A 24,477-nucleotide genomic window follows, 5' to 3' on the forward strand; every position below is an offset into this window, starting at 1 on the left:
GGGTGCATCAGGCCGTCGCCGTTGGATGAGGCGTGACCGTCGGTGGCGACGGCCATCGATGTACCGGCACGGCCCCGACGGTGCGATGCCGACTGCGGGTGCGTCCCTATTTCGGCCGCGTTTCAGCTCCGGCCGGGGAAAGTTCAGGCCTGCCGGGTCACCTTTCAGCGCGGGGAAAGATTCAGCCCCTCCGGCGTTTGAGGAGCGGGGGTCCGGGGGCGGAGCCCCTGGGTACGGGATGGGTAGGGGCGGAGGGGGCGAGAAAGAAGGGGGTGCGCCCGGCTGGGCAGGTCGGTCCTCGGGGCTGGCTGGACCGGGAAGTACGGTGATTCCCGGCGGCGCCCCTCTCAGGCGTCCGCCCCGAGGATCAGGCCCGAGGTCGGGACCCCGGTTCCCGCCGTCACCAGGACGCGGGAGGCGCCCGGTACCTGATTCACGGACGTGCCCCGCAGCTGCCGTACCCCTTCCGCGATCCCGTTCATCCCGTGCAGATACGCCTCCCCGAGCTGCCCCCCGTGCGTGTTCAACGGCACCCTCTCCTCGGCGACGAAGTCCGCGGCCTGACCCGGCTTGCAGAAGCCGAACTCCTCCAGCTGCATCAGCACGAACGGCGTGAAGTGGTCGTACAGGATCCCCACGTCGATGTCCGCCGGGCCAATCCCCGCCGTCCGCCACAGCTGCCGGGCCACCACACCCATCTCCGGGAGCCCGGTCAGGTCGTCCCGGTAGAAGCTGGTCATCTGCTCCTGCGCGCGACCCGCCCCCTGAGCGGCCGCGGCGACCACCGCCGGCGGGCGCCGCAGGTCGCGGGCCCGTTCCAGGGAGGTGACCACCAGCGCCTGGCCGCCGTCGGTCTCCTGGCAGCAGTCCAGCAGCCGCAGCGGCTCCACGATCCAGCGCGAGGCCGCGTGATCGGCGAGTGTGATCGGCCGGCCGTGGAAGTACGCGGCCGGGTTCGTCGCCGCGTACTTGCGGTCCAGCACCGCGACATGGCCGAACGCCTCGGGCGTCAGCCCGTACGTGTGCAGATACCGCCGGGCCGCCATCGCCACCCAGGAGGCCGGGGTGAGCAGCCCGAACGGCAGGGCCCAGCCCAGCGCCGCCCCCTCCGCCGACGGCTCCCGCCGCTGGACGCCCGAACCGAACCTGCGGCCCGAGCGTTCGTTGAACGCGCGGTAGCAGACCACGACCTCGGCCACCCCGGCGGCGACGGCGAGCGCCGCCTGCTGCACCGTCGCGCACGCAGCCCCGCCGCCGTAGTGGACGCGCGAGAAGAACGACAGCTCGCCCATCCCTGCCGCCTGCGCGACGGTGATCTCCGGGCTCGTGTCCATCGTGAACGTCACCAGACCGTCCACGTCGCCCGGCGTCAGCCCCGCGTCGTCCAGCGCGGCCCGCACCGCCTCCACCGCGAGACGCAGCTCGCTGCGCCCCGAGTCCTTGGAGAACTCGGTGGCCCCGATCCCCGCGATCGCCGCCCGACCCCCGAGGGCGTCCCGCCCGCGCACGCTCATACGGCACCGCCCGCGGACGGCGCTCCGGCCGGCTGCTCGCCGGGGGCGGCCGGGACCGTCACGGTCACCGTGCCCATGACGTGCCGTCCGATGCCGTTGGCGCCGAGGATCCGCACCGTCGCCGTGTCGCCGTCGACCTCCTCGACGGAGCCGGTCAACACCATGGTGTCTCCTGGGTGGTTGGGGGCGCCGAGGCGTATCGCGACCCTGCGCAGCACCGCGGCCGGGCCGAAGTGATCGGTCACGTACCGTCCGACCAGGCCGTTCGTCGTCAGGATGTTCATGAAGATGTCCGGCGAGCCCTTCGCCCGCGCCAGGTCGGCGTCGTGGTGCACGTCCTGGTAGTCCCGGGACGCGATCGCCCCGGCCACGATCAGCGTGCGGGTGATCTCGATCTCCAGCGGCGGCAGTTCGTCGCCCACCCTCATGTTCCCGCCTCCCCGTCCACGATCAACTCGCCCAGTTCCTGGAGCAGTTCGGCCCCGCAGCCCAGATACGCGTCCAGCTGCCGGCCCCACAGGAAGTGCCGGTGCACGGGATGCCCGAGGTCGGCGCCCGCCCCGCCGTGCAGGTGCTGGCCCGTGTGCACCACCCGGCTCCCCGCCTCGGACGCCCACCAGGCGGCCGTGAGGGCGTGCGTCGCCCAGGGCAGCCCCGCGTCCCGCCGCCACGCCGCCTCGTACGCCGTCACCCGGATCGCCTCGGTGTCCATGTACGCGTCGGCGGCCCGCAGTTGGACTCCCTGCCGGGCGGCCAGCGGCTGCCCGAACTGCTCGCGCGTGTTCGTGTGCTCCACGGCCCGCGCCAGCGATCCCGCGCACACCCCGGCCTGGAGTCCGGCGAAGGCGGTACGGGCGGTCGCCAGCACGTCGTCGTACGCCCCGGTGCCGCCCAGCGTCTCGGCCGGAGTCCCCTCCAGCGTCAGCCTCCCCGCCGACCAGGGCGCCGTCAGCTCGACCGGCTCGGTCACCGCCTCCGCCGTACGGACCAGCCGGAGCCGGCGCCGGTCGTCGGCGACGAGCACATGGGTGGCGTCACGCAGCCACGGCACTGCGGGAAGAACACCCGTCAACTCCACTGGAAAGGAAGAAGAAGAGGCAGGAGAGGAAGAGGATTCAGCGGTGGACGGGGGAGCGGACGCCGGGGAAGCGGACGGCGGGGAGGCCGAAACCGACGTCGGTTCCGTGAGCGCCCCCGTCACCACGACCGTGCCGTCGGCGATCCCCGGGAGCAGGCGCCCGCGCTGCTCGGGCGAACCGTGGGCCGCCACCGCGAGCAGCCCGTACACACAGCTCGCGGCGAACGGCACCTGCGCCGTGACACGCCCCTGTTCCTCCAGCAGCAGTACGAGCCCGAGGAGCCCGGTGTCCGCGACCGCGCCCACCAGCCCCGCCGCGCACAGTTCCTTCCACAGCCCGGCGTCGCTGCCCGTCCCCGCCGCGGCGAGCCGCTCCTGGGTGGACAGGTCGCCGAAGATCCGCGCGGCCAGAGCGGCGGCTGCCGTCTGCTCCTCGGTGGGCGTGAAGTCCATGTCAGCTCCTCCCGCCCGGACCGCCCGCGGTCTCCGCCGCACGGAAGACGGGCAGCTCCAGCTCCTCGTCGCACCGCTGGAACGCGAGCCGCACCGGCATCCCGATCCGCACCTCGTCGTGCGGCACGCCCACCACGTTGCTCACGATCCGCACCCCTTCGGCGAGCTCGACCAGGGCCACGGCGTAGGGAGGGTCGAAGGCCGGGAACGGCGGATGGTGCATGACGACGTACGAGTACACGGTCCCCTCGCCGCCCGACTCGACCGTGTCCCAGTCCGGGCCGCCGCACGCCCCGCAGCCCGGCAGCCACGGGAACCTCAGCGCCCCGCAGTCCGTGCAGCGCTGGATCAGCAGCCGGTGCCGCCCGACGCCCTCCCAGAACCCGGCGTTGTCGCGGTTGATCACCGGACGCGGACGCCTGGGCCCCGCCTCCGCGGGCCGCGGCTCCCCGGCACCGGGCCTCGGACTCCGCTGCGCCGGGGCGTACTTGAGGATGCGGAACCGGTGGGTCCCGGCGAGCTCGCCGTTCGCCCGGATGTCCATGCGGGTGGTGACGAAGTAGCCCGTGCCCAGCTTGGTCGTCTTGCGCCCGGACACGGACTCGATCATCGAGTCGAAGGTGATCTCGTCGCCGGGGCGCAGCGGACGCAGGTACTCCTGCTCGCAGTCGGTGGCGACCACCGAGGTGTACCCGGCGCCGTCGAGCAGGGCGAACAGCTCGTCGTAGGTCCCGGAGCGGCCGGGGCGGTCGGTGTGCCCGGAGAGGCCGCTCATCGTCCACGCCTGGAGCATGGTGGGCGGGGCCACCGCGTCCGGCCCCGTGTACGCCGGGTTGGTGTCCCCCATGGCCTCGCACCAGTGCCGGATCATCGGCGCGTTCACCAGGTCCCTGCCGACACCCCCGGCCGTGGCGGCACGCCCTTCGTACTCCTTCAGCCGCTCCGAGAGCCCGCCGTCGCCGTCCCGGCCATGCCTGCCCGCGCCGTCCACGTCCAGGTCGGACCCGGCGGAGGGCTCGCCCGTTCCGCGGCCGCTCACCGCCGCCCCCTGCGCATACCGAGCCGCATCGTCGCGACGATCTCCCGCTGCACCTCGCTCACCCCGCCCCCGAACGTGTTGATCTGCGCCGCCCGGTTCATGCGCTCCAGTTCCCCGCCCCCGAAGACCCCCGGGGAGCCGGAGCGGACCAGCGCCTCCGGTCCGACGACGTGCTGGCACATCCGGTACACCGCGACCGCGGACTCGGTCCCCATGACCTTCACCCCGCTCGCGTCCCCGGGCGCCGGGCCGCCGGCTCCCACGTCACCCACCAGACGCCAGCTGAGCAGGCGGGACGCGGCCAGCCGGGCGTGCGCCTCGGCGAGCCGCGACCGCACCCACGGCTCGTCCGCCCTGCGCCGCCCGGTCACCGGATCGGGGGTGCGGGCCGCCTCCAGCGCGGCGGCGCAGAAGTCCTCGGCCTGCATGCCGATCGCGGCGAGGGCCACCCGCTCGTGGTTCAGCTGGCAGGTGATGATCCCCCAGCCGCCGTTCTCCTCGCCGACCAGGTTCCCGGCCGGGACGCGGATCCCGTCGTAGTAGGTCGCCGTGGTGGTCTGGCCGCCGACGGTCTCGATCGGTGTCCAGGAGAAGCCGGGGGCGTCGGTGGGGACGAGCAGGATCGAGATGCCCCGGTGCCGGGGCGCGTCCGGGTCGGTCCGGCAGGCGAGCCAGATCCATTCGGCGTTCTGGGCGTTGGAGGTGAAGATCTTCTGCCCGTCGACCCGCCAGAGCCCGCCTCCCCCGGCGCCGTCGACGCCCCTGGTGCCGCCGGTGTCCCCGGTGCCCGCGCCGTCTCCGGCGTCCCCCGCGTCCCCGTCTCCCCCGGTCTCCCGGACCGCGCGGGTGCGCAGGGAGGCCAGGTCGGTGCCGGCGGACGGCTCCGAGTACCCGATGGCGAAGACGAGTTCGCCCCTCAGGATCCGCGGCAGGAAGAACTCCTTCTGCGCCTCGCTGCCGTACTTCATGAGGGTCGGTCCCACGGTGTTCAGCGTGACCATCGAGACGGGAGCGCCGGCCCGGTAGGCCTCGTCGAAGAAGACGAACTGCTCGTCCGCGCCGCGCCCCTGCCCGCCGTACGCGACCGGCCAGCCGAGCCCGAGCAGGCCGTCGGCGCCGATGCGGCGCAGCAGGTCCCGCTGGAGGCCGGGCTCGTCGGCGGGCGGCGGACCGTCCGGCATCAGATCCCTGAAGTACGTGCGGAGTTCGGCGCGCAGCCGCTGCTGGCGCTCGGTGGGGGCGAGGTGCACGGCGGCGGCCCTCCCGGACCTCGTACGAACAAGGTTTTCTGACTGTCCGTCAGATATCTTGTGCTGTCAAGGTCGTGGACACCGCCCCGGCGGGCGGGCGCCGCCCGAGCGGACGGGCCCGCGAACGCCCCCGGAAACACGTCCGCGCGACGGCACCGAAGCACCGCCGCGCGGACGCCTTACCCCCCGCCCCCGGACCTCCCACCGGGCGCTCCCCTGGTCGGGCGCCCGCCCCACCGGACACCCGCCCCACGGAGCACCCGCTCCCCTCCCGGACACCCGCCCCACCGGGCGTCCGCCCCCCTGAGTGCCCGCCCCACCGGGCACTCGATCCCAGCCCCCTCGCCCCCTACCGCGACCCGAAAGCCCCCTCCCCCGGCCGACGGAGCACCGTCGGCCCCCGGCTCACCAGAGCTTGGTGAAGCCGACGAGCACGTTCGAGTTCCCCTGGTTGAGGGCGGTGGACGCGGAGCCGTTCACCTGGGCGGTGTTGCTCTGGTTCGAGGCCCCGCCGCCGACCGCCTGTTGTTGGGTGGTCCCGGAGTTGCCGCTGTTGTCGCGCCCGACCCCGGTGCCGGACGCGGTCGCCACTCCCGCGTTCGATCCGGTGTCCGCGATGGAGCCGTCGTCGGCCGCCGCGACCCCGGCGAAGAAGCCGGCGGCCAGGGGCAGGGCCGCGACGGCGGCGAGAACGCGAGCGGTGCGGATGCTTGCCATGCGAATTCCTCCAGAGCGGGTCGTACGCACCGGCGGCGAGCCGGGCCGTACGCGAAATGCGGCTTGTCTCAAGGCGGTTGGCCGACCGCCCCGGCGCCGTCCACGACGTCGCGAGTCCAGAGTTGCCCAGCGCATCCCGGCGAACCACATCGGACGACGCGATTCCCCCTCAAGCGTGATGACATGTCGATAAACCTCCCTCACCTGCACAAAACCCCTGTTCAGGACCCTGCCGGCCGCGCGGCCCAGGTCTCGCAACGGCCGACGGGTCACGGCACGCCCCCGGCCGGTCCCGCCGCTCACCCGACCGGCCCCTCGGCGCGCCCCGAGGGCCTTCCGCACCCTTCCTTTTCTCGAACGTTCGTACGATTATGGATCCATGGCCACCATCGACCGGCGGGCCACCACCCTGGCCCTGGCCCATGCCCTGTCCGCGGCCGAGCGCGGTCTCGCGGTGATCCCGCTGTCCCGTACGAAGCTCCCGGCCCTGCGTTCCCCCCACCGCGACGACCCCGAACCCCGCCCGTGCCACGGCGAATGCGGCCGGCTCGGGCACGGCGTGTACGACGCCTCGACCGAGCCCCGGCGCATCCGTGAGCTCTTCGCCGCCGCCCCCTGGGCCACCGGCTACGGCATCGCCTGCGGGCTGCACCCGCACCACCTCATCGGTGTCGACCTCGACACCAAGTCCGCCACCGACTCCTCGGCCGCCCTGCGCGAACTGGCCCTGCGCCATCTCTTCACGATCCCGGACACGGTCGTCGTCCTGACCCCGAGCGGCGGCCGTCATCTCTGGCTGAGCGGGCCGCCCGACGTCGTCGTCCCCAACTCGGCGAGCCGGCTCGCCCCCGGCATCGACATCCGCGGCGCCGGCGGCTACCTCGTCGGCCCCGGTTCACGCACCGAGCACGGCGTGTACGGGACGGCGCCCGGCACCTCCCGGCTCGCGCCCGCGCCCTGCCCGCCCGAACTCCTACGGCTGCTCCTGCCCCCGCCGGCGCCCCCGGCCCGCGCCCGCCGTCCGGCGCCCGCCGTGGACGGACAACAGGGGCAGGGTCTCGTGCAGTTCGTCCTCGCCGCCCACACGGGCCAGCGCAACACCCGGCTGTTCTGGGCCGCCTGCCGCGCCTACGAGAACGGCATCGGCCCCGAGCTGACCGCCCCGCTCGTCCAGGCCGCCGTCCGCACGGGCCTGTCCGAACGGGAGGCCCGCTCGACGATCGCCTCGGCGGCCCGGATGACGGCCCCGTCGCCCCCACAGCCGTAGGGGCCTCCCGGGGCCCGGCTCCTCCGGACCGGCCGGGACCTCGCTCCCGCTGCGGAGGGCAGGGGCCGGACACACCGGGCCACGACCGACGGAAGGGGTGCCGCTCCGGAGAGCGGCACCCCTTCCTGCCCGCGACGTCAGCGGCGACGGCCTCAGCCGATGGCGTAGGCCCGGTACACCGTCTCCACCGAACGGTCCCCGGCGGAGTCGGTCACCTCGGAGCGCAGGGCGACGGCGCCGGAGGCCGGGTTGTGGACGGACGCCTGCCAGGCCGAGCCGGAGTGCCTGACGGTCGCCGCCTGCCAGGTCCTGCCGCCGTCGGCGGACGACCAGAGCCGGACGGACTTGGCGTTCACCTGGGTGAACCGCACGTCGGGCCCCTGGGAGCCGCGCCCCACGGTCACGCCGACCGTCGTGGTGCTGCCGGGCGCGGCCTGGTTGCGGCTGTTCAGCCCGGTGGGCAGGAACCGGGTCAGGAAGACGGGCGCGACCATGGACCTGGCCGGATCGGCCTTGAAGTGCCAGTCGAGGACGACGCGCGAGGACAGCATGCCGCCGGGGAAGGTGATACCGGGACGGTAGCGATGGCCGTCGACGGTCAGGCGGTACCAGCCGGCCGAGCGGATGCCCGCGGAGAATTCGGGATCGGAGGAGTGCCAGCCGGTCAGGGTCTTCTTCTTCACCGTGGTGCCGCCCTTGGTCAGGACCACGGTCTCCTTCGTCGGGTCGCCCCAGCCGCTGCCCACGTCGGGGTCGCCGATCAAGGCGTCCGGAAGGAAGGTGACGGACCTCCGGTCGACCGTCGGCAGGAAGTGCATCGGGCCCCACGCGGACCGGCCGAAGGACTGCGTGACGCTCTGCCCCGCCGTCAGCGTCCTGGTCTTCGGGAAGCCGCCGCCGATGTCGTCGCCGTTGCTCGCGAAGATGTCGTCGCGCGGCTGCCAGCCTCCGGGGGTCACATGGACGGTGGCGCTGTACGGCGCGTCGTCGTTGCCGACCTGGGCCGTCATGTCGGTCGTGCAGTCGTCGGTCTTCGGCTGCGCCTGGAGCGCGGTGTCGTTCTGACGGGCCATCTGGGTACCGCCGCGCACGGAGAAACGCATCGTCGCCAGCTTCGAGCGCCTGAACGATCCGCCGGGCGCGGCCGGGATGCCCGTGGTGTTCTTCACGGCGACGTAGCCGTCGTTCCCCGACCACTTCGCCAGGTACCCGAACTGGAGCAGTCGGGACGAGTTCGGAATGGCGTAGAGGGCGCCCTCGTCGTTCCAGCCGCTCACGCCGAACGCGGAGGGCATGTTGCTGACGGAGGCGGCGCACACCTGCGCGCTGATCCGCGGAGGGTCGGTGACGTCGGCGGGGGTGTCGAGCGACACCTTGACGGCCTTGCCCTTGCGCGCGTCGAGCGTCACCGTCCTGGTGCCCGACACCTGCACGACCTGCGCGCCGAGGGTGTCGGTGCCCAGCCCGTCGGGCGCGCTCTCGTAGATGTCGGTCATCGCGATGTAGCGCCCCGACGGAAGACTGATCCGCCTGCCGGACCTGACGCTGTACGTCTCGCCGGACGGCACGGCGACGACGGTGACCGTCGTCGACACCTTGGTGCCGTGCCGGCCCAGCGTGGTGACGGCCAGGGAGGCCGACGCCGCCTGCGCGGAAGCGCCGGACGCGACCAGCGGCGCCAGCACGGCCACGCCGACGAATGCGAGAGATCTTCGTCGTGTCATCATCAACTTCCCCCCATGAAAACGAAGTTGTCCAATCCTAGGCACGTCAGGGGCATGACAGAGCGGGTCGGGGAACGCCGGCCGATCAAGCTGTGGCAAAGGAAGTCCGCGGGCCTCGCGCCCCGGGCCGACGGTGCGGGACAACGCGGACGGCCCCCGACCGGAATACCCGGTCGAGGGCCGTTCACCTGCGGTGGGTGTGGGATTTGAACCCACGGTGACTCGCGCCACGACGGTTTTCAAGACCGTTCCCTTAGGCCGCTCGGGCAACCCACCCCGCTCCCCGCCCAGGCGGGTGGAGCGGGTACAGAGTACCCGGCCCCGGGGGTCCCGCGGAGGCATGCCCGGCGCCTGGTCCACCAGCGCCGATCCCGCTCCGCGGCGGCACCGGGCGGGCACCCGCGGCACCCGCCCGTCAACGCGCCGTCGACGCCCCGTAAGCCCTCGGCGCACGGACACGAAAAGCCGCTTTGGTGACTACTTCCGTCGCCGCGCGCTCACTCGATTGCCGCACACCTGGAGGCGGGGAAGCCGCGTTAGCGGAACATGGCGAAAGCAAGATCTCTCGCTCCTGCCGTCCCCGGAGCGACGGCAGCGGGCCCGGCCCCCGCCCGTGCGGTTCCGGCCGGACGATGCGCCCGCACACCCCGCACGATCCGGCGGGACACCGGCCGGCGATGGAACGGCGGAGGACCTTCCGGCCGCCGAAGCCCTCTTGGGACCGGGACGAACTTCCGTGAATGACGACTACCCGAACCTCTCCTTCGCCCGGTACGGACACCAGCCGGGGCACTTCGCCGGATCGGAGACCGGCCCGTACGGCGAACCCGTGGGCGCCCTGCACGAGCAGGGCTGGGACCCGGTCGAGGAACTCACCTACCTCCTCCAGGACGCCGCGGCGGAGCAGGAGGTCACCGTGCCTCCCCCGCGCAACGAAACGGCGTACGGCAACGGGTTCGAACCGGCGTACGGCGACGCCTTCGAGCCGGTCCACGCCGACGGGTTCGAGCCCGTGTACGCCGACGAGTTCACCGGCGACCCGATCGACAACCTGGTGCAGATCACCGCCGAGCTGCCGCCCATCCGGCGCTCCTCGGCCGGGCACCGCAAGGTACGGGTCCGCAATCCACGCAACTGGATCCAGACCGTCAGCTTCGTGATCGCCGCGGTCGCCGCCGCCACCGTGTCGATGGTGAGCGTCTTCAGCGGCATGGTGGCCTACTCGCCGCTCCAGCGCATCGCGTCCAACGCCCAGAGCGGCACCGGACCTTGGTGGCCCCTGCTGGTCTACGGCCCCTGGATGGTGGCCTCGCTCTCCATCCTGCGGGCCGCCCTGCACCAGCGCCGGGCCGTGCACTCCTGGTACGTCGTCCTGCTGTTCTCCTCCGTCGCCATGATGTTCTGTGTGGCCGACGCCCACCAGACGATCACCGGAGTCGCCACGGCCGTCGTACCCGCCCTCGCGTCGCTGACCTGCTTCCAGCAGTTAATCCGTCAGATCACGCTGACCCGGCCGCCCCGCCAGACCGTGTCCCGCCACCGGCAGCGGCGTCCCTCACCGCCCCCGTCCGCGCCCACTCCCCCGTCCGCCTCCCCGTCCTCGGCTCCGGCCCCCTCCCCGTCCCAGGAACGCGTCGGCGTCAAGAAGAAGCCGGCGCCCGCGAAGAAGACCCGCGCCTGATCCCGGGCGGGACCGCCCCGCATGCGGAAGGGGTGTCCCTCAAATGAGAGACACCCCTTGCGCCTGGCCGCGGCCGGAAGATCAGTTGTCGCCTTCGCGGGAGCCGAGGGTGACGTCGACCGTGTGGGTCTTGCCGTCCCGCGTGTAGGTGAGCTTGACGGTGTCACCGGGCTTGTGGGTCCAGATCGCACCGATCAGGGTCGGGCCGCTGTCGACCGTCATGTCGTCGAGCTTGGTGATGACGTCGCCGGGCTTGAGACCCGCCTTGGCCGCGGGACCGCCGGCCTCGACCGACGAGGAGCCGCTCGCGCCCTGCTCGGTGATCTTCGCGCCGCCCGTGCCGTCCTCCAGGGAGACGGACGCGCCGATCTTCGCGTACACCGGCTTGCCCGTCTGGATCAGCTGCTGGGCCACGTACTTGGCCTGGTTGATCGGGATGGCGAAGCCGAGGCCGATCGAGCCGGACTGGCCGGAGCCGCCGAGACCGCCGCTGCTCGACGACTGGATCGCCGAGTTGATGCCGATCACCGCGCCCGAGGAGTCGATCAGGGGACCGCCGGAGTTGCCCGGGTTGATCGAGGCGTCCGTCTGGAGGGCGCTCATGTACGAGGACTTGCTGCTGGCGCTGCCGTCGCTGGAGGCGACCGGACGGTTCTTCGCGCTGATGATGCCCGTGGTCACCGTGTTGGAGAGACCGAAGGGCGCGCCGATCGCGATCGTCGGGTCACCGACGGCCACCTTGTCGGAGTCGCCGAGGACGAGCGGCTTCAGGTCCGAGGGCGCGTTCTTCAGCTTGATGACCGCGACGTCGTAGCCCTGCGCGTGGCCGACCACCTCGGCGTCGTACTTCTTGCCGCTCGGGAAGGTGGCGGTGAGCTTGCCGCCGTCGACCGCGTCCGCCACCACGTGGTTGTTGGTGAGGATGTGGCCCTGCTTGTCGAAGACGAAGCCCGTGCCCGTGCCGCCCTCGCCGTTGGTGCTCTGGGCCTCGATGGTGACGGTGCTCGGCAGCGCGTTCGCGGCCACGTTCGCGACCGTGCCCGAGGCGCGCTTGACCTGTCCGCTGGTGCTCGGCGCGGAGACCGTCGTCGAGTCGGTGGAGTTGTCGTCGTTCTTGGCCAGCGAGTAACCGATGCCTCCGCCGACACCACCGGCGACCAGCGCGGCCACCAGGACGGCGGCGACCAGACCGCCGCGGCCGTTCCTGGGCTTCGGCGCGGGCTGCTGGTAGGTGGAGCCCCAGCCGCCGTGCCCCGCGCCCCCGCCGTCGGCGTACGAGGGGGTGGCGGGCGGCGGAGGCGGCCAGCCGCCCTCGGGCACGGAGCCCTGGGCCGGCGCCTGTCCGTAGGGGTCGGCGCCCTGCCCCGCTCCGTTCGACGCGTACGCCGGCATGCCCGCGGGCGCCGACTCGTGCTCCGGTGCGCCGGGGGTGCCGGGCACCGCGGGGATCGGAGCCGTCGGCGCGCCCCCCGCGTGCGAGGCGCCCTGCGCGGAAGCAGCGGGAGTTTCCACCGGCACGGGAGGTGCGGACGGGGCCGGGGGTACTGCGTTGCCCTCGTTCTCGGTGCTCACAGCTCTTCTCCTCGATCCACGGCTGTTGTTCTCGGTCGCACTCGGTCACGCCCACTCACACTTGTCGATGGCCCGGCGCGATTCAGCTGTGCATGTGCTTTTGTACGCCGACAGCTTTTCCCACAGGGCGTCAGGGCACCATAAGCGGTGGCTGTGCGTCCGAGGCCATCCTTTATAACGGACTTTTATTATCAAACAGAACAGTCTGGGAGATATCTCACCTCACACTCGCCGGGCGTCGATGGCACCATGACGCGGTGACCCTCGCACGACAGCACCCGATTCAGGTCGTCGCCCACCGCGGAGCCTCCGAAGAGGCCCCCGAGCACACACTGGCCGCGTACAAGAAGGCGATCGAGGACGGTGCGGACGCCCTCGAGTGCGACGTACGGCTGACCGCCGACGGCCATCTCGTCTGTGTGCACGACCGGCGGGTGAACCGGACCTCCAACGGCCGCGGAGCCGTCTCCGCCCTGGAACTCGCCGAACTCGCCGCACTGGACTTCGGCTCGTGGAAGAACCGCGACGAGTCGCCCGACTGGGAGACCGCCCCCGGGGACCTCACGGACACCTCCGTCCTCACCCTGGAGAAACTGCTCGAACTCGTCGCCGACGCCGGCCGCCGGGTGGAACTGGCCATCGAGACCAAGCACCCGACCCGCTGGGCGGGCCAGGTCGAGGAGCGCCTGCTCCACCTGCTGAAGCGTTTCGGCCTGGACGCCCCCGCCGTTCCGGCCGAGTCCCCTGTACGGGTCATGAGCTTCTCGGCGCGCTCGCTGCACCGGGTCAGGGCCGCGTCCCCGACCATGCCCACGGTCTATCTGCTCCAGTTCGTCTCGCCCCGGCTGCGGGACGGAAGGCTGCCCGCGGGTGTCCGGATCGCGGGCCCCTCGATGCGGATCGTGCGGAACCATCCCGCGTACATCGAGCGGCTGAAACGCGCCGGTCACCAGGTGCACGTCTGGACCGTGAACGAGCCCGAGGACGTCGATCTCTGCGTTGAGCTGGGCATCGACGCCATCATCACCAACCGCCCCCGCGCCGTACTGCGGCAACTGGGCCGCTGACCTGGCCCGGCCCGAGGCCGGTGACCCCGCCGGGAACACCGTGACCAGGCCTCGGAAACGGTCGAGAACCGGCCACGCGGTCACAGGGAGTGCACCGGCGCGTTCGTTCCGCATTCGACCGTTACGAGTGCGTCAGCAGACGTCGATTGGCCGGTTTCCGGTCCAGTCCAAAGGGGCATCCACACCGTGGCGTGGGGTGAAGGAGGTCTCGGGGGTGGCGTTGGTGGTGGCACAGGAGGTGCCCACGTCGTCGAGCATGGCCGTACCCCATGGCCCTGCGGGCGTGGGGGAAGCAAGACACCGGATGCGCGATCAACTGCGCTCGGGGGGTGTGGCGGAAGCGGTCGTCGACGATGCCGTGCTGATCCTTTCCGAACTGCTCAGCAACGCGTGCCGGCACGGCAGGCCCCTGGGCGACGCCCTCGCGGGCGACGGGACCGTGCGCGCGGCCTGGCGGGTCGACCCCGCGGGCCGGCTGACGGTCGAGGTGACGGACGGCGGCGGCCCGACCCGCCCCGTGCCCGCCACCCCGTCGGTCACCGCCCGGGGCGGTCGCGGACTGAACATCATCAGGGCGCTGGCCGAGGACTGGGGCGTACGGGACGACGTCCGCGGCGAGGTCACCGTGTGGGTGGTCGTCCAGGGAGACGTGGAGACGGCGCACCGCCGCGACGATTTCGCTACGCGCGTCGCGTCACCGAGGGTGTCCGGCCTGTCCGCACTGGACTTCGTGGACGCGTTCGACGACCTCGGCTGAGCGCGCCGGGGCCGGGCGCGACAGGGCCGAGGCCGGCGGGGCCGATCCCGACGGGGCCGCGGTCCGGGACGTCGGCCCGCCCCCGGCCGGGGCTCGGGTGCGACACGGCCGGGGCTCGGGTGACGACACGGCCGGGGTGGTCGGGTGTCGGCGTGCGACGCGGGCCGGGCCGGACGGGGCGTGCGGAAGGTGCCGGACCGCGGACGACGCGGTGCGTTGTCCACAGGATCCCGTCGGTCTCCGTACGAACGGCTAGGCTCGCGCCAGTACGAGACGAGCCGTGATCGGGAGACAGCCACGATGGCCAAGAAGCGACCCCAGACGAAGGCCAAGCAGCCGCAGCTCAAGGACGGCGAGATCCCGGTCGTCGGCGCCCGCGAGCCCTGCCCCTGCGGCAGCGGCCGGCGCTACAAGGCCTGCCACGGCCGGGCCGCCGCGCACGCCGCGACCGAGCTGGTGCACCGCCCCTTCGAGGGCCTGCGGGGCGAGGGCGACTGGGTCGCGCTGCGCGAACTGGTGCCCGCCGCGACGGTCGAGCTGAAGCTCAAGGAGAGCCTGCCCGAGGGCGTTCCCTCGGTCACCCTCGCCACGGTCCTGCCGATGGCCTGGCCCGCACTGCGCCGCGAGGACGGCTCGGTCCTGCTCGGCCTGCAGAACGACACCTCGTCCGGCGACATCAGCCGCGACCTGGCCGACACCCTCCAGCGCGCGCTGGTCGCGCCGCCCGGCACCCCGGTCGAGGGACGGCGCGCCCCGGCCGACGGCCCCCGGCTCCAGGACCTGCTCGACCCCGAAGGCGCCTTCGAGCCAGAAGTCCACAGCGGCTTCGAGTTCTGGGTCCCGGACGCGGAGAACGCCACGGCCGAGGTGACCGCCTCGCTGGAGCGGGCCAACGCGGCCGCCATCCCGACGGTGAAGCTCTCCGGGGTCGACGCCGCCTACTGGTGCGAGACGCCCGAGAAGAACCACCTGCGCTGGGTCATGCCGCACGCGGAGGAGCAGCTTCTGGACGCTCTCGCGCGGCTGCACGCCGAGGGCCGTTCGAGCCTCGGGGAGGGCACCCGGCTGGTCGGTTCCTTCCGCGCGCACGGGCTCACCGTGCCGGTCTGGGACCTGCCGAGCGGTGTCACGGCCGACGACGTCGAGAAGCCGGCGGCCGAGTTCGCCGAGCGCCTCGCCACCGCTCTGGCCACGGACGCGCCGCTGACGGCGGACGAGCGCCGTGCGCGCGGCGGGCTCACCAACCGCCAGGTGACCCTCAGCTGACCCACAGCGGACCCACAGAACGGGAAACTGACCGACCAGTCAGCTGGTCGGAGCCTCGGAAACGGGTGACTCCTGTCACAACTCCCCGTTGTGACAGGTAAATCCGTGTCCGAATAGCCGAGATCGAATTTGCGAACCGCCGATCTCTTGTTACCGTTCGAGTAGCCCGGTTGCTGGTGCATCCCCCGTCGCCAGCAACCGGGTCTTTCCATGTTCGGAATCCCGAACAATGTCAATCGCCTTGCTCCCGGCCGGAGTTGCTCCCCGAGCGCAGCAGCAGAGGCTCGTCGGCGCCCCGCGCGAATTCCGCGATCGCCGAGTACGCCCCCGGATCTCCCGTCGTGCGCTGCCCGGGCGTCTCGCACTCTCCCGGGTCGTCCTCCGCGTCCACCGCGCAGTCCATCTGCACCGTGCGGCCGCCGGGCCCCATCAGCGTCAGGGCCGAGCTCAGCGGGTCGCCGGTCGCGTTGCGGTAGTAGGTGCGCGCCCAGGTCTCCCCACCCCGCGTCAGGACACAGGTCTGCGCCTCGACGCCGTCGGGCGAGGAGAGTTCGGGGCCGCACCGGGCGGCGGTGACCGGAGCGGGGCCGAGGCCGGACGGCGGGGGAGAGCGCCGGGGTCCCGGCACCCTCGGCCGGCCGTCCGCCGGCGCCGACCCGCGTGCCGCCGGGGAACCGCCGTCGACCACCGGGCCGGCCGACGCCACCGTCAGCGGCAGCGCGAGGACGGACACCACGGCTCCGGCGAACGCCGCCAGGCGGATTCTTCGGGGGTCCGGGCCGCCGTCCGGCGCCGTCGCGGCCCGGTACCCCCCGGAATGACGCTGCATGGGCGGACGATAACGAGCGCGGGCGGGCGCGCGGCCCGCCGCGCGCCGGTCGCCCTTACAACTCGGGGGCGCTCACACCCGTACGAGTGAGTGCCTCGACGACGGCATCCACCACGGCCTCGACGCCGGGCACCCAGGGGGCGGCCGAACCGGGCAGCGGGGCGCGCTCCCAGCGGATCTGGCCCTGGCCCGTCTCGGACGGCGGCAGCGCGATGTAGCCGCCCTCGCCGTGGAAGCGCAGGGAGCCGGGGACGAAGTCCTTGGCGTAGAGCAGCTCGCCGAGCTGCTCCATGGAGTACGGGGCGACGAGGATCGCCCAGCGGGTGGGGGACGCGACGACCGGGCCGAGGCGCATCCCGGCGCGGTCGAGGGCGTCGAGCGCGCGGGCCGCCGCGAGGGCGGGCAGGCTCACCGCGCACGGGGCGCCGCCGCCGGTGGCCAGCACGACGGGTGCCGTGGGCCGGTTGGTCCACCACCAGCGCACCATGCGCTCGTCCGTGGTGGCCGCGAGGAGGCCGGGATCGAAGGGGTGGGCGCCCGGCACCGTGCACTCCGGGTCGGGGCAGCCGCAGCGGGCACGCCCCTGCGGGTCGGCCGCCACACCGGGGAGTACGGGCCACCGCCACGCGGCCGCGAAGGTCAGGGCCGCGCTGAGCATCTCAGGCTTCCCGTCGTTCCGCCTGGACAGGAGCCTGCGTCGCCTTCCGAGGATCTCGCGCATGAGCGCTCGTTCCTTTCCGTTGCACGCCTGGCAACACCGAGGATCACATCACACCATGTGTCGATCACTTCACTGTGCGTACCTGCTGGCGCATCACACCCCTGCTGGAGACAAGGGGAACCCCTCTGGGCCGAGCAATGTGGCTGTGTCCGCGCCCATACCGCGTACATCCAAAGCATGGGCATGGCGTGGGGTGGCGGCGCCTGGCGTTTTACGTCCCGCGTATTGCTAGCCGCCTCCGCCACGGGAGGATGGGGCACGGTCGTCGGTGGTTAAGACGCCCGGGTCCGTCGCCAGGTTCCGGGCGGATCTCAACCACCCCTGGCCTTCACCGAGTACGTACCCATCACGACCGCTGTGACGCTCCGTCGAACGAGGCCAGTCGACCTCAATAAGCCGTTGCCCGAGTCAGTTTTAGGCCAATTTTGATTTCCCGCAAGGGTTACCACCGGTCGCACGGACACCAGGAATCCTGGCAGGACAATGCTGGACATCCCCTCACGAGTACGTGTACATGTGGAGACACCGCTAGCGGCGCAGAACGACATGGGGGTTTGCGATGCTATTGAGCAATACGCACCGGTCGGAAAGCCGGACGTCATGAACGCCCCTCACCTTCCGAAAGTGGCCGGAATCGATTCAACGGTTCCATCGCCCGCACACACTGTCGCGCCCGCGCCCGCTCCCACGGGCGGTCCTGCGGCCGTCCCGCCGGCCGGTCCCGGAGCCGCTCTCCAGGACCGTCTCGCGGGCTGGGTCTCGGACCTCACCACGCTCCACGAGCTCACCGAGCGCCTCGCGGGCACCGCGACACTGAGCGACGCGCTCCAGGAACTGCTGCGCGCCGGAGCCGCCCTCGTCGGCGCCCGGCGCGGTCTGGTCGTCATGGAACCCGGCGACGGACTCGGTCCCGACACCACGATCGGACTCGGCCTCGCCCGCGCCGATCTCGGGCACATCGAGACGGTGCCGCGCAGCTCCATGTCGTACGGGAAGATCCTGGACGGACTGCCCGGCGGCGAGGGCGAGATCACCCAGCCGGACCTCCTCTCGGAGGACGGGCTCGACCCGCGCCACCGCGAGGTCGCCGCCCGCCTCGGCTACGCCGCCAGTTACGCGCTGCCGCTGTCCACCGAGGCGGCGGGCCGTCTCGGCGCCGCCGTGTGGCTCTACGACGAACCCGCCGAGCCGGTGGAACGCCAGCGCCACCTCATCGGCCACTACACGCGCTACGCCACGGAACACCTGGCCCGGCTGCTGGAGCTCGAACGCGCGCGGACCTGCGTGCGGACGATGTCCGAGGAACTGCTCCCGCCGCGGCTGCCCCGCGTCCCGGGCGTCCAGCTCGCCGCCCGGCACCGCACCGGTCCGCGCGGCGGCGGCGACTGGTACGACGCGCTGCCGCTGCCCGACGCGGCGCTCGGCCTCGCGGTCGGCTCCGTCACCGGCTCGGGCCCCAGCGCGGTCGCCGCCATGGGCCGGCTGCGGGCCTCCCTGCGCGCCTACGCCGTGATGGAGGGCGAGGACCCGGTCGCCGTCCTCTCCGACCTCGAACTGCTGCTGCGGCTGACCGAGCCCGCGCGCTCCGCCACCGCCCTGTTCGCCTACTGCGAGCCGGCCCTGCGCAAGCTCACGCTCGCCGGCGCGGGCCACAGCCCGCCCCTGGTGATCGGCCCGCGGCGCACCGAGTTCGTGGAGACCTCGCTGTCCGCGCCCCTGGGCATGCTCGCCTGCTGGGAGGCCCCGAGCGTCGAACTGACCGCCGAGCCCGGCGAGACCGTGCTCCTCTACACCGACGGCCTGCTGCACCGCACCGGCGACCCGATGGACCGCGCGTTCGCCCGGCTGCACGCGGCGGCCGCGAGCGTCCCGAGGGCCCTGCGCGAGGACCCGGACGCGATCGCCGACCACGTGCTGCGCGGGGTGCTGCCCGACGGGCTCGACGGGGCGGACAGCGACGAGGACGTCGTCCTGCTGGCGGCCCGCTTCGAGTGAGGAGTGCCTCCGCACGGTGTAACAGGTCCTCCGGCCCTGGGCCCCCTTCAGTACGACCGTACGATGGGGTGGTCCAAAGTCGTATGAAGGAGGCAGACCGTGTCGGAGGCGCTCACCCCGGAGACCCCGGAAGCCGTGCTCGACGAAGCCGCTGACGAAGCGGGCGAGGAAGAGCCCATCAAGCAGCGCAAGAACGGCCTGTACCCGGGCGTGTCCGACGAGCTGGCCGAGAGCATGAAGTCCGGCTGGGCCGACACCGAGCTGCGCGGCCTCGCGCCCATCGCCCAGGCCGAGCACACCGCGGCCCGCCGCGCCGCGCTGTCCGCCCGCTTCCCGGGCGAGCGCCTGGTGATCCCGGCCGGCAACCTGAAGACCCGCTCGAACGACACCGAGTACCCCTTCCGGGCCTCGGTCGAGTACGCCTACCTCACCGGCAACCTCACCGAGGACGGCGTCCTCGTGCTGGAGCCCGCCGCCGAGGGCCACAAGGCGACGATCTACCTGCTGCCGCGCTCCAACCGCGAGAACGGCGAGTTCTGGCTGTCCGGGCAGGGCGAGCTGTGGGTCGGCCGCCGCCACTCCCTGGCCGAGGCCGAGCAGCTGTACGGCATCCCCGCGTCCGACGTCCGCGAGCTGCCCGCCGCGCTGAAGGAGGCCACCGGCCCCGTCCGCGTGGTGCGGGGCTACGACGCCTCGATCGAGGCCGCGCTGACCGACAAGGTCACCGGCGAGCACGACGACGAGCTGCGCGTCTTCCTGTCCGAGGCACGGCTCGTCAAGGACGAGTTCGAGGCCGGCGAGCTCCAGAAGGCCGTCGACTCCACCGTGCGCGGCTTCGAGGACGTGGTGAAGGTCCTGGACAAGGCCGAGGCCACCAGCGAGCGCTTCATCGAGGGCACCTTCTTCCTGCGCGCGCGGGTCGAGGGCAACGACATCGGCTACGGCTCCATCTGCGCCTCGGGACCGCACGCCTGCACCCTGCACTGGGTGCGCAACGACGGCCCGGTCCGCTCCGGCGACCTGCTGCTGCTGGACGCGGGCGTGGAGACCCACACCCTCTACACCGCGGACGTCACCCGCACGCTCCCGGTCAACGGCACGTACTCGGAGATCCAGAAGAAGATCTACGACGCCGTGTACGACGCCCAGGAGGCCGGTATCGCGGCCGTGAAGCCGGGTGCCAAGTACCGCGACTTCCACGACGCCGCACAGCACGTGCTGGCCGAGCGGCTGGTCGAGTGGGGGCTCCTCGAAGGCCCCGTCGAGCGCGTCCTGGAGCTCGGCCTCCAGCGCCGCTGGACCCTGCACGGCACCGGCCACATGCTCGGCATGGACGTCCACGACTGCGCCGCCGCGCGCACCGAGACGTACGTCGAGGGCACGCTGGAGCCGGGCATGTGCCTGACCGTGGAGCCGGGCCTGTACTTCCAGGCGGACGACCTGACCGTGCCGGAGGAGTACCGCGGCATCGGCGTCCGGATCGAGGACGACCTCCTCGTCACCGAGGACGGCAACAGGAACCTGTCGGCCGGCCTGCCGCGCCGCTCCGACGAGGTCGAGGCCTGGATGGCGTCCCTCAAGGGCTGACGCGAGGCCCGCGAGGGCCCTCGCGCGGCCGGTGGCCGGGTTCCCCTCGGGGGCCCGGCCACCGGCGTGTCCGGGAGGGGGTACGCGCCCCGGGTCAGACCGGCAGCAGCGAGGGGACCGTCTTCCACTTGAGCATCTTGTCGAAGCTCACCACCGCACCGCCGCGGCCCGGCCGGTTGCCGATGTGGACGTGGTCGGCGAGCTCGCGGATCAGACACAGCCCCCGGCCGTGCTCCGCGTCCTCGCCGGCCTGGCGGAGCAGGACGCGGGCGTTGCCCGCGGGGAAACCGGGGCCGGAGTCGGCGACCTCGATACGGCACTGGTCGCCGTCGAGGTAGGCCGTCACGCGGTAGGCACCGCACGAAGGGTCCCGTACGTCGTCCCCGCCGTGCTCGACGGCGTTGGCACAGGCCTCGGTGAGGGCGACGGAGAGGTCGTAGGAGATGTCCGGGTCGACACCGGCGCTCTCCATCGTGCCGAGCAGCAGGCGCCGGGCGAGCGGAACACTCGCAGCCTCGCGCCGCAGATGGAGTGACCACCAGATGCTCATGCTCCAGCCTCCCGGCCGCGGCTCGACATACCGTTACGTATTGCCGCAACGACCCGTGCGCAATCGCATACACGACGTGATGCCGCCCATACGGCCGACGCGCCCGCCGCGGAAAGCGGTGTATGCGCGAGCGATCAGGCTCCTGACGTCGGCCCTTCGGGCGTACCCCGTACGGCGGACGGACCGGTCACAAGCCGTCAATCGGACCTGCCGCACGGTGTCATGGGGCCCAGTGCGATGATGAGCCCGCCATGACTGCCCCCCACCAGCGCTCGGCGCGTTCCGGAGCAGGCCTCCGGACCCTGAGGGCCGCGGTGTTCGCCGCGGTCTGCGTCGTGCTGGCCGCGGCCGGTCACGGAATCGCCTCCTGCGCCGTGGTCCCGCTGTGGACCCTGGGCGCGGGATTCCTCGCAGTCTTCGCCGTCGCCGCGGCGCTGGCGGGCCGTGAACGCGCGCTGCCGGGCATCGTGGCGCTGCTCGCGCTCGGCCAGACGGTGCTGCACACGCTGTTCGGCCTGGGGCTCCAGGCCTCCGCGACGGCCACCGGGTCCATGGGCGCGACGGCGTCCGGGATGCCGGGGATGCCGATGTCCGACGCCGCGCTCGTGGCCCGCGCCGCCCGTCTGGTGTGCGGTACGGCCGCGGCGGCGATCACCCCCGCGCACGCCATGAAGATCCTCGCCGACGCGCGGATCGACACGGGCATGACGGGGATGGCGGACATGCCGTCCATGCACCACGCGACGGACGCCGTGCCCACGGCCGCGGGCGCCCCGATGCCGGTGCTGCCCTCGCTGTCGATGCTCCTCGCCCACCTGCTCGCGGCCCTCGCCGCCGGCTGGATGCTGCGCCACGGCGATCTGGCGCTGCTGCGCCTCATGCGGCTGTCGGCGCACGGAGTCACCGAAGCGGCGCTCGTACGGTCCCTGCGCGCCGCGCTCACCCTCGTACGCGCCCTGCGTACGGGACTTCCCGGGGCACCCGAGATCGCACGCGCGCCCCTCACCGCGCTGCTCGCGCCCCTCGCTCCCCGGACGACGGCCCTTCAGCACACCGTCGTCCGGCGCGGACCGCCCGCCTCCACCACGTTCACCCTCGTCGCCTGACACGACGCGCCGCTTCACGGAAGCCCACCGGACGCCCCGGTCCCCGAGTCCTCGACTCCGCGGATCCGAAGGGCCTCACGGGTCTTCCCGGAGGGGACGCGGTCGTGCCGCACGCGCGCGTGCCCGCCGGTCTCCCCGGCGCCGTCGCCCCCCTTTCTTCCGCGGGGCACCGAGGCACACGCGCGTCCCCTTCGTCGTCCGACTGAATGTGGAGTGTCTCCTTCCATGAAGGCTTCTCGTCTCGCCGCCGCCGGCACCGTCGCCGCCACGGCCGTTCTCGCCCTGTCCGCCCCCGCGTTCGCGCACGTCAGCGTGCAGCCGGAGGGCGCGGCCGCCAAGGGCGGCTACACGGTCGTCGACTTCAAGGTGCCCAACGAGCGCGACAACGCCTCGACCACCCAGGTCGAGGTGAACCTCCCGGCCGACCACCCGCTGGCCTCCGTCATGCCGCAGCCGATCGACGGCTGGACCGTGAAGGTCACCACGTCCAAGCTCGACAAGCCGGTCTCCGCGCACGGCGAGAAGATCAGCGAGGCCGTCACCAAGGTCACCTGGACCGCCGACGGCAAGGGCATCGAGCCCGGCTTCTTCCAGAAGTTCCCGCTCTCCATCGGCGCGCTGCCCGAGGACACCGACACGCTCGTCTTCAAGGCCCTCCAGACGTACTCCGACAAGGAGGTCGTGCGCTGGATCGAACCCCAGAAGGAGGGCGCGGAGGAGCCCGAGCACCCGGCCCCGACGCTCGCGCTCTCGGCCGCGGCCGAGGGGGGCCACCACGGGGCCGCGGCCGCCGAGGACGCCTCGCACGCCGAGGAGACCGCCGACCGCACCACCGAGGCGGCCTCCGCGGGCGACGGCAGCGACACCACCGCACGCGTGCTGGGCGCCGTGGGCATCGCCGTCGGCCTGGCGGGCGTGGCGTACGGCGTTCTGGCCGGCCGGCGGCGTACCAACGCCTGAGGTGCCGGCAACCGCCTGAGGCACTGAGACACACCCGCTCCCGGTGGACACCGGAGGGTCGCGGACGCGGCTCTCGGGTCGGGTGGGACCGGCTCCGGCCGGTCCCACCTGGCCCTTCGGCCCCGTCCGACCCCCGGTGCCCACCGGAGCACACACATCTGGGACATTTTTCTATGCGCAAGAAGACGTACGCGACGGCCGCGCTGCTCGCCGCCGCCGCTCTGACCCTCTCCGGCTGCGGCAAGGGTGACGACGGCGCCGCACCGGTCGCCGTCGTGTCCGCCGAGACCGGCTCCGCCAAGGCCGCGACGGTCCTCGACAACCCCTTCACCAAGCCGGACCTCGTGCTCACCGACACGACCGGCAAGAAGTACGACCTGCTCGCGCGGACCAAGGGCAGGCCGACGCTCATCTACTTCGGCTACACGCACTGCCCGGACGTCTGCCCCCTGACGATGAACAACCTCGCCGTGGCCAAGAAGCAGCTGCCGAAGGCCGAACAGGACAAACTCCGCGTCGTGTTCGTGACGACCGACCCGGCCCGCGACACCCCCGCCGCGCTCGGCGCCTGGCTCAAGGGCATCGACCCCGACTTCGTCGGCCTGACCGGCGACTTCGCCACGATCCAGGCCGGCGCCCGCAGCCTGGGCATCAGCATCGAGCCGACGACCAAGGACAAGCACGGCAAGACCGTCTCCGTGCACGGCACCCAGGTCATCGCCTTCTCGCCGAAGACCGACGCGGGCTACGTCCTGTACGGCGAGGACGCCACCGTCGACGACTACGCCAAGGACCTGCCCAAGATCGTCGAGGGGAAGACCCCGTGAGCCGCCCCGCGAGCCGTCGCACCGGGCGTCGTACCGGGCGTCGTACGGGCCGCCGCGCGGGGCTCATCGCCGCCTGCTCCCTCGTCGCCGCCGGCACCCTCACGGGCTGCGGCACGGACGGCTCCTCGTCGTCCTCCTCGGCGCCCGAACTCAAGGTCACCGGCGCCTACATGCCGGCCCCGAGCATGGACACCATGGCGGCGGGCTTCTTCACCGTCACCAACTCCGGCGGCGCCGACACCCTCACCTCCGTCAGCAGCGACCTCTCCGACGACGTGACGATGCACGCGACCGTCGGCGGCGCGATGGAGGAGCGGAAGTCGTTCGCCGTGCCCGCCGAGGGCACCCTCGACTTCGCCAGCGGCGGCAACCACCTCATGTTCGCAAAGCTCACCCACAAGCCCGGACCGGGCGAGAAGGTGTCCGTGGAACTGCATTTCGCCAAGTCCGGCACCGTCAGGGTCTCCATGCCGGTGAAGCCCGCGACCTACAGCCCGAAGACCGGGCACTGAGGGAG

The 24,477-nt window shown here is 72.6% G+C and carries 22 protein-coding genes and 1 tRNA gene; 11 read left to right on the forward strand and 12 right to left on the reverse strand.

What is annotated here, in order from left to right:
• Positions 1-347: 347 nt before the first annotated feature.
• The 6 genes from ACFWI4_RS37635 to ACFWI4_RS37660 form a co-directional block, all read right to left on the reverse strand.
• Positions 348-1,514 carry a lipid-transfer protein gene (locus ACFWI4_RS37635; protein ID WP_387205730.1) on the reverse strand — a complete coding sequence of 389 codons (1,167 nt, stop codon included), beginning with the start codon at positions 1,512-1,514 and terminating at the stop codon, positions 348-350.
• A complete protein-coding gene (locus ACFWI4_RS37640) occupies positions 1,511-1,942 on the reverse strand; it encodes a MaoC family dehydratase (RefSeq protein ID WP_387205732.1) in 432 nt (143 codons plus the stop codon). The genes ACFWI4_RS37635 and ACFWI4_RS37640 overlap by 4 nt, the downstream gene beginning before the upstream one ends.
• The gene (locus ACFWI4_RS37645; protein WP_387205734.1) at positions 1,939-3,045 is read right to left on the reverse strand and encodes an acyl-CoA dehydrogenase family protein; all 1,107 of its coding nucleotides are present in this window, start codon (positions 3,043-3,045) and stop codon (positions 1,939-1,941) included. The genes ACFWI4_RS37640 and ACFWI4_RS37645 overlap by 4 nt, the downstream gene beginning before the upstream one ends.
• A 1-nt stretch (position 3,046) precedes the next feature.
• Positions 3,047-4,036: a bifunctional MaoC family dehydratase N-terminal/OB-fold nucleic acid binding domain-containing protein gene (locus ACFWI4_RS37650; protein WP_387205777.1), complete on the reverse strand. Its 990-nt coding sequence runs from the start codon at positions 4,034-4,036 to the stop codon at positions 3,047-3,049.
• Between the two features lie 44 nt (positions 4,037-4,080).
• Entirely contained in the window at positions 4,081-5,334 is a 1,254-nt protein-coding gene (locus ACFWI4_RS37655) for an acyl-CoA dehydrogenase family protein (RefSeq protein WP_387205736.1), read from the reverse strand.
• Between the two features lie 405 nt (positions 5,335-5,739).
• On the reverse strand, positions 5,740-6,051 hold the full coding sequence (locus tag ACFWI4_RS37660) for a hypothetical protein (RefSeq protein WP_385408790.1): 312 nt from the start codon (positions 6,049-6,051) through the stop codon (positions 5,740-5,742).
• Between the two features lie 379 nt (positions 6,052-6,430).
• Here ACFWI4_RS37660 and ACFWI4_RS37665 point away from each other — a divergent pair, with 379 nt between their 5' ends.
• Positions 6,431-7,318, forward strand: a complete 888-nt coding sequence (locus tag ACFWI4_RS37665; RefSeq protein WP_387205738.1) for a bifunctional DNA primase/polymerase — start codon at positions 6,431-6,433, stop codon at positions 7,316-7,318.
• A 152-nt stretch (positions 7,319-7,470) separates the two neighbouring features.
• Here the strand turns inward: ACFWI4_RS37665 and ACFWI4_RS37670 are convergent, their stop codons facing one another.
• Together ACFWI4_RS37670 and ACFWI4_RS37675 are read right to left on the reverse strand one after the other, a co-directional pair.
• Positions 7,471-9,045 (reverse strand): hypothetical protein, encoded by a 1,575-nt coding sequence (locus tag ACFWI4_RS37670; protein ID WP_387205740.1) that lies wholly within the window; start codon positions 9,043-9,045, stop codon positions 7,471-7,473.
• Positions 9,046-9,233: 188 nt separating this feature from the next.
• A tRNA-Ser gene (locus tag ACFWI4_RS37675) sits at positions 9,234-9,318 on the reverse strand.
• A 460-nt stretch (positions 9,319-9,778) separates the two neighbouring features.
• On the opposite strand from ACFWI4_RS37675, the gene ACFWI4_RS37680 reads away from it, so the two are divergent.
• Positions 9,779-10,723 carry a DUF2637 domain-containing protein gene (locus ACFWI4_RS37680; protein ID WP_387205742.1) on the forward strand — a complete coding sequence of 315 codons (945 nt, stop codon included), beginning with the start codon at positions 9,779-9,781 and terminating at the stop codon, positions 10,721-10,723.
• Between the two features lie 81 nt (positions 10,724-10,804).
• Here the strand turns inward: ACFWI4_RS37680 and ACFWI4_RS37685 are convergent, their stop codons facing one another.
• Positions 10,805-12,295, reverse strand: coding sequence for a trypsin-like peptidase domain-containing protein (locus ACFWI4_RS37685; RefSeq protein WP_387205744.1), 1,491 nt, complete (start codon positions 12,293-12,295; stop codon positions 10,805-10,807).
• A gap of 257 nt (positions 12,296-12,552) precedes the next feature.
• Between ACFWI4_RS37685 and ACFWI4_RS37690 the strand changes: the two genes are divergently transcribed.
• The 3 genes from ACFWI4_RS37690 (at position 12,553) to ACFWI4_RS37700 (ending at position 15,385) form a co-directional block, all read left to right on the forward strand.
• Positions 12,553-13,362 carry a glycerophosphodiester phosphodiesterase gene (locus tag ACFWI4_RS37690; protein ID WP_387205746.1) on the forward strand — a complete coding sequence of 270 codons (810 nt, stop codon included), beginning with the start codon at positions 12,553-12,555 and terminating at the stop codon, positions 13,360-13,362.
• 127 nt (positions 13,363-13,489) lie between these two features.
• Positions 13,490-14,119, forward strand: coding sequence for an ATP-binding protein (locus ACFWI4_RS37695; protein ID WP_387205748.1), 630 nt, complete (start codon positions 13,490-13,492; stop codon positions 14,117-14,119).
• 300 nt (positions 14,120-14,419) lie between these two features.
• Positions 14,420-15,385: a DUF5926 family protein gene (locus ACFWI4_RS37700; RefSeq protein WP_385408776.1), complete on the forward strand. Its 966-nt coding sequence runs from the start codon at positions 14,420-14,422 to the stop codon at positions 15,383-15,385.
• Positions 15,386-15,617: 232 nt separating this feature from the next.
• On the opposite strand, the gene ACFWI4_RS37705 is transcribed toward ACFWI4_RS37700, so the two are convergent.
• Complete coding sequence (locus ACFWI4_RS37705; protein ID WP_387205750.1) at positions 15,618-16,214, reverse strand: hypothetical protein; 597 nt, start codon at positions 16,212-16,214, stop codon at positions 15,618-15,620.
• Positions 16,215-16,269: 55 nt separating this feature from the next.
• Positions 16,270-16,935 carry a bifunctional DNA primase/polymerase gene (locus ACFWI4_RS37710; RefSeq protein ID WP_385408772.1) on the reverse strand — a complete coding sequence of 222 codons (666 nt, stop codon included), beginning with the start codon at positions 16,933-16,935 and terminating at the stop codon, positions 16,270-16,272.
• 483 nt (positions 16,936-17,418) lie between these two features.
• Here ACFWI4_RS37710 and ACFWI4_RS37715 point away from each other — a divergent pair, with 483 nt between their 5' ends.
• On the forward strand, positions 17,419-18,930 hold the full coding sequence (locus ACFWI4_RS37715) for a PP2C family protein-serine/threonine phosphatase (RefSeq protein WP_385408770.1): 1,512 nt from the start codon (positions 17,419-17,421) through the stop codon (positions 18,928-18,930).
• A gap of 99 nt (positions 18,931-19,029) precedes the next feature.
• Entirely contained in the window at positions 19,030-20,517 is a 1,488-nt protein-coding gene (locus tag ACFWI4_RS37720; RefSeq protein ID WP_387205753.1) for an aminopeptidase P family protein, read from the forward strand.
• Positions 20,518-20,611: 94 nt separating this feature from the next.
• Here the strand turns inward: ACFWI4_RS37720 and ACFWI4_RS37725 are convergent, their stop codons facing one another.
• The gene (locus ACFWI4_RS37725; RefSeq protein WP_387205755.1) at positions 20,612-21,067 is read right to left on the reverse strand and encodes an ATP-binding protein; all 456 of its coding nucleotides are present in this window, start codon (positions 21,065-21,067) and stop codon (positions 20,612-20,614) included.
• A gap of 251 nt (positions 21,068-21,318) precedes the next feature.
• Here ACFWI4_RS37725 and ACFWI4_RS37730 point away from each other — a divergent pair, with 251 nt between their 5' ends.
• The 4 genes from ACFWI4_RS37730 to ACFWI4_RS37745 all read left to right on the forward strand — a co-directional run bounded on the left by ACFWI4_RS37730 (position 21,319) and on the right by ACFWI4_RS37745 (position 24,472).
• Positions 21,319-22,173 carry a hypothetical protein gene (locus tag ACFWI4_RS37730; protein WP_387205758.1) on the forward strand — a complete coding sequence of 285 codons (855 nt, stop codon included), beginning with the start codon at positions 21,319-21,321 and terminating at the stop codon, positions 22,171-22,173.
• Between the two features lie 225 nt (positions 22,174-22,398).
• Positions 22,399-23,133 carry a YcnI family protein gene (locus tag ACFWI4_RS37735; RefSeq protein ID WP_387205760.1) on the forward strand — a complete coding sequence of 245 codons (735 nt, stop codon included), beginning with the start codon at positions 22,399-22,401 and terminating at the stop codon, positions 23,131-23,133.
• A 173-nt stretch (positions 23,134-23,306) separates the two neighbouring features.
• A complete protein-coding gene (locus ACFWI4_RS37740; protein ID WP_387205762.1) occupies positions 23,307-23,960 on the forward strand; it encodes an SCO family protein in 654 nt (217 codons plus the stop codon).
• Positions 23,957-24,472, forward strand: coding sequence for a copper chaperone PCu(A)C (locus tag ACFWI4_RS37745; protein WP_387205764.1), 516 nt, complete (start codon positions 23,957-23,959; stop codon positions 24,470-24,472). Before ACFWI4_RS37740 ends, ACFWI4_RS37745 begins: the two co-directional genes overlap by 4 nt.
• Positions 24,473-24,477: the final 5 nt, after the last annotated feature.

The organism is Streptomyces sp. NPDC127038, assembly GCF_042725875.1.
Classification (GTDB): Bacteria; Actinomycetota; Actinomycetes; order Streptomycetales; family Streptomycetaceae; genus Streptomyces.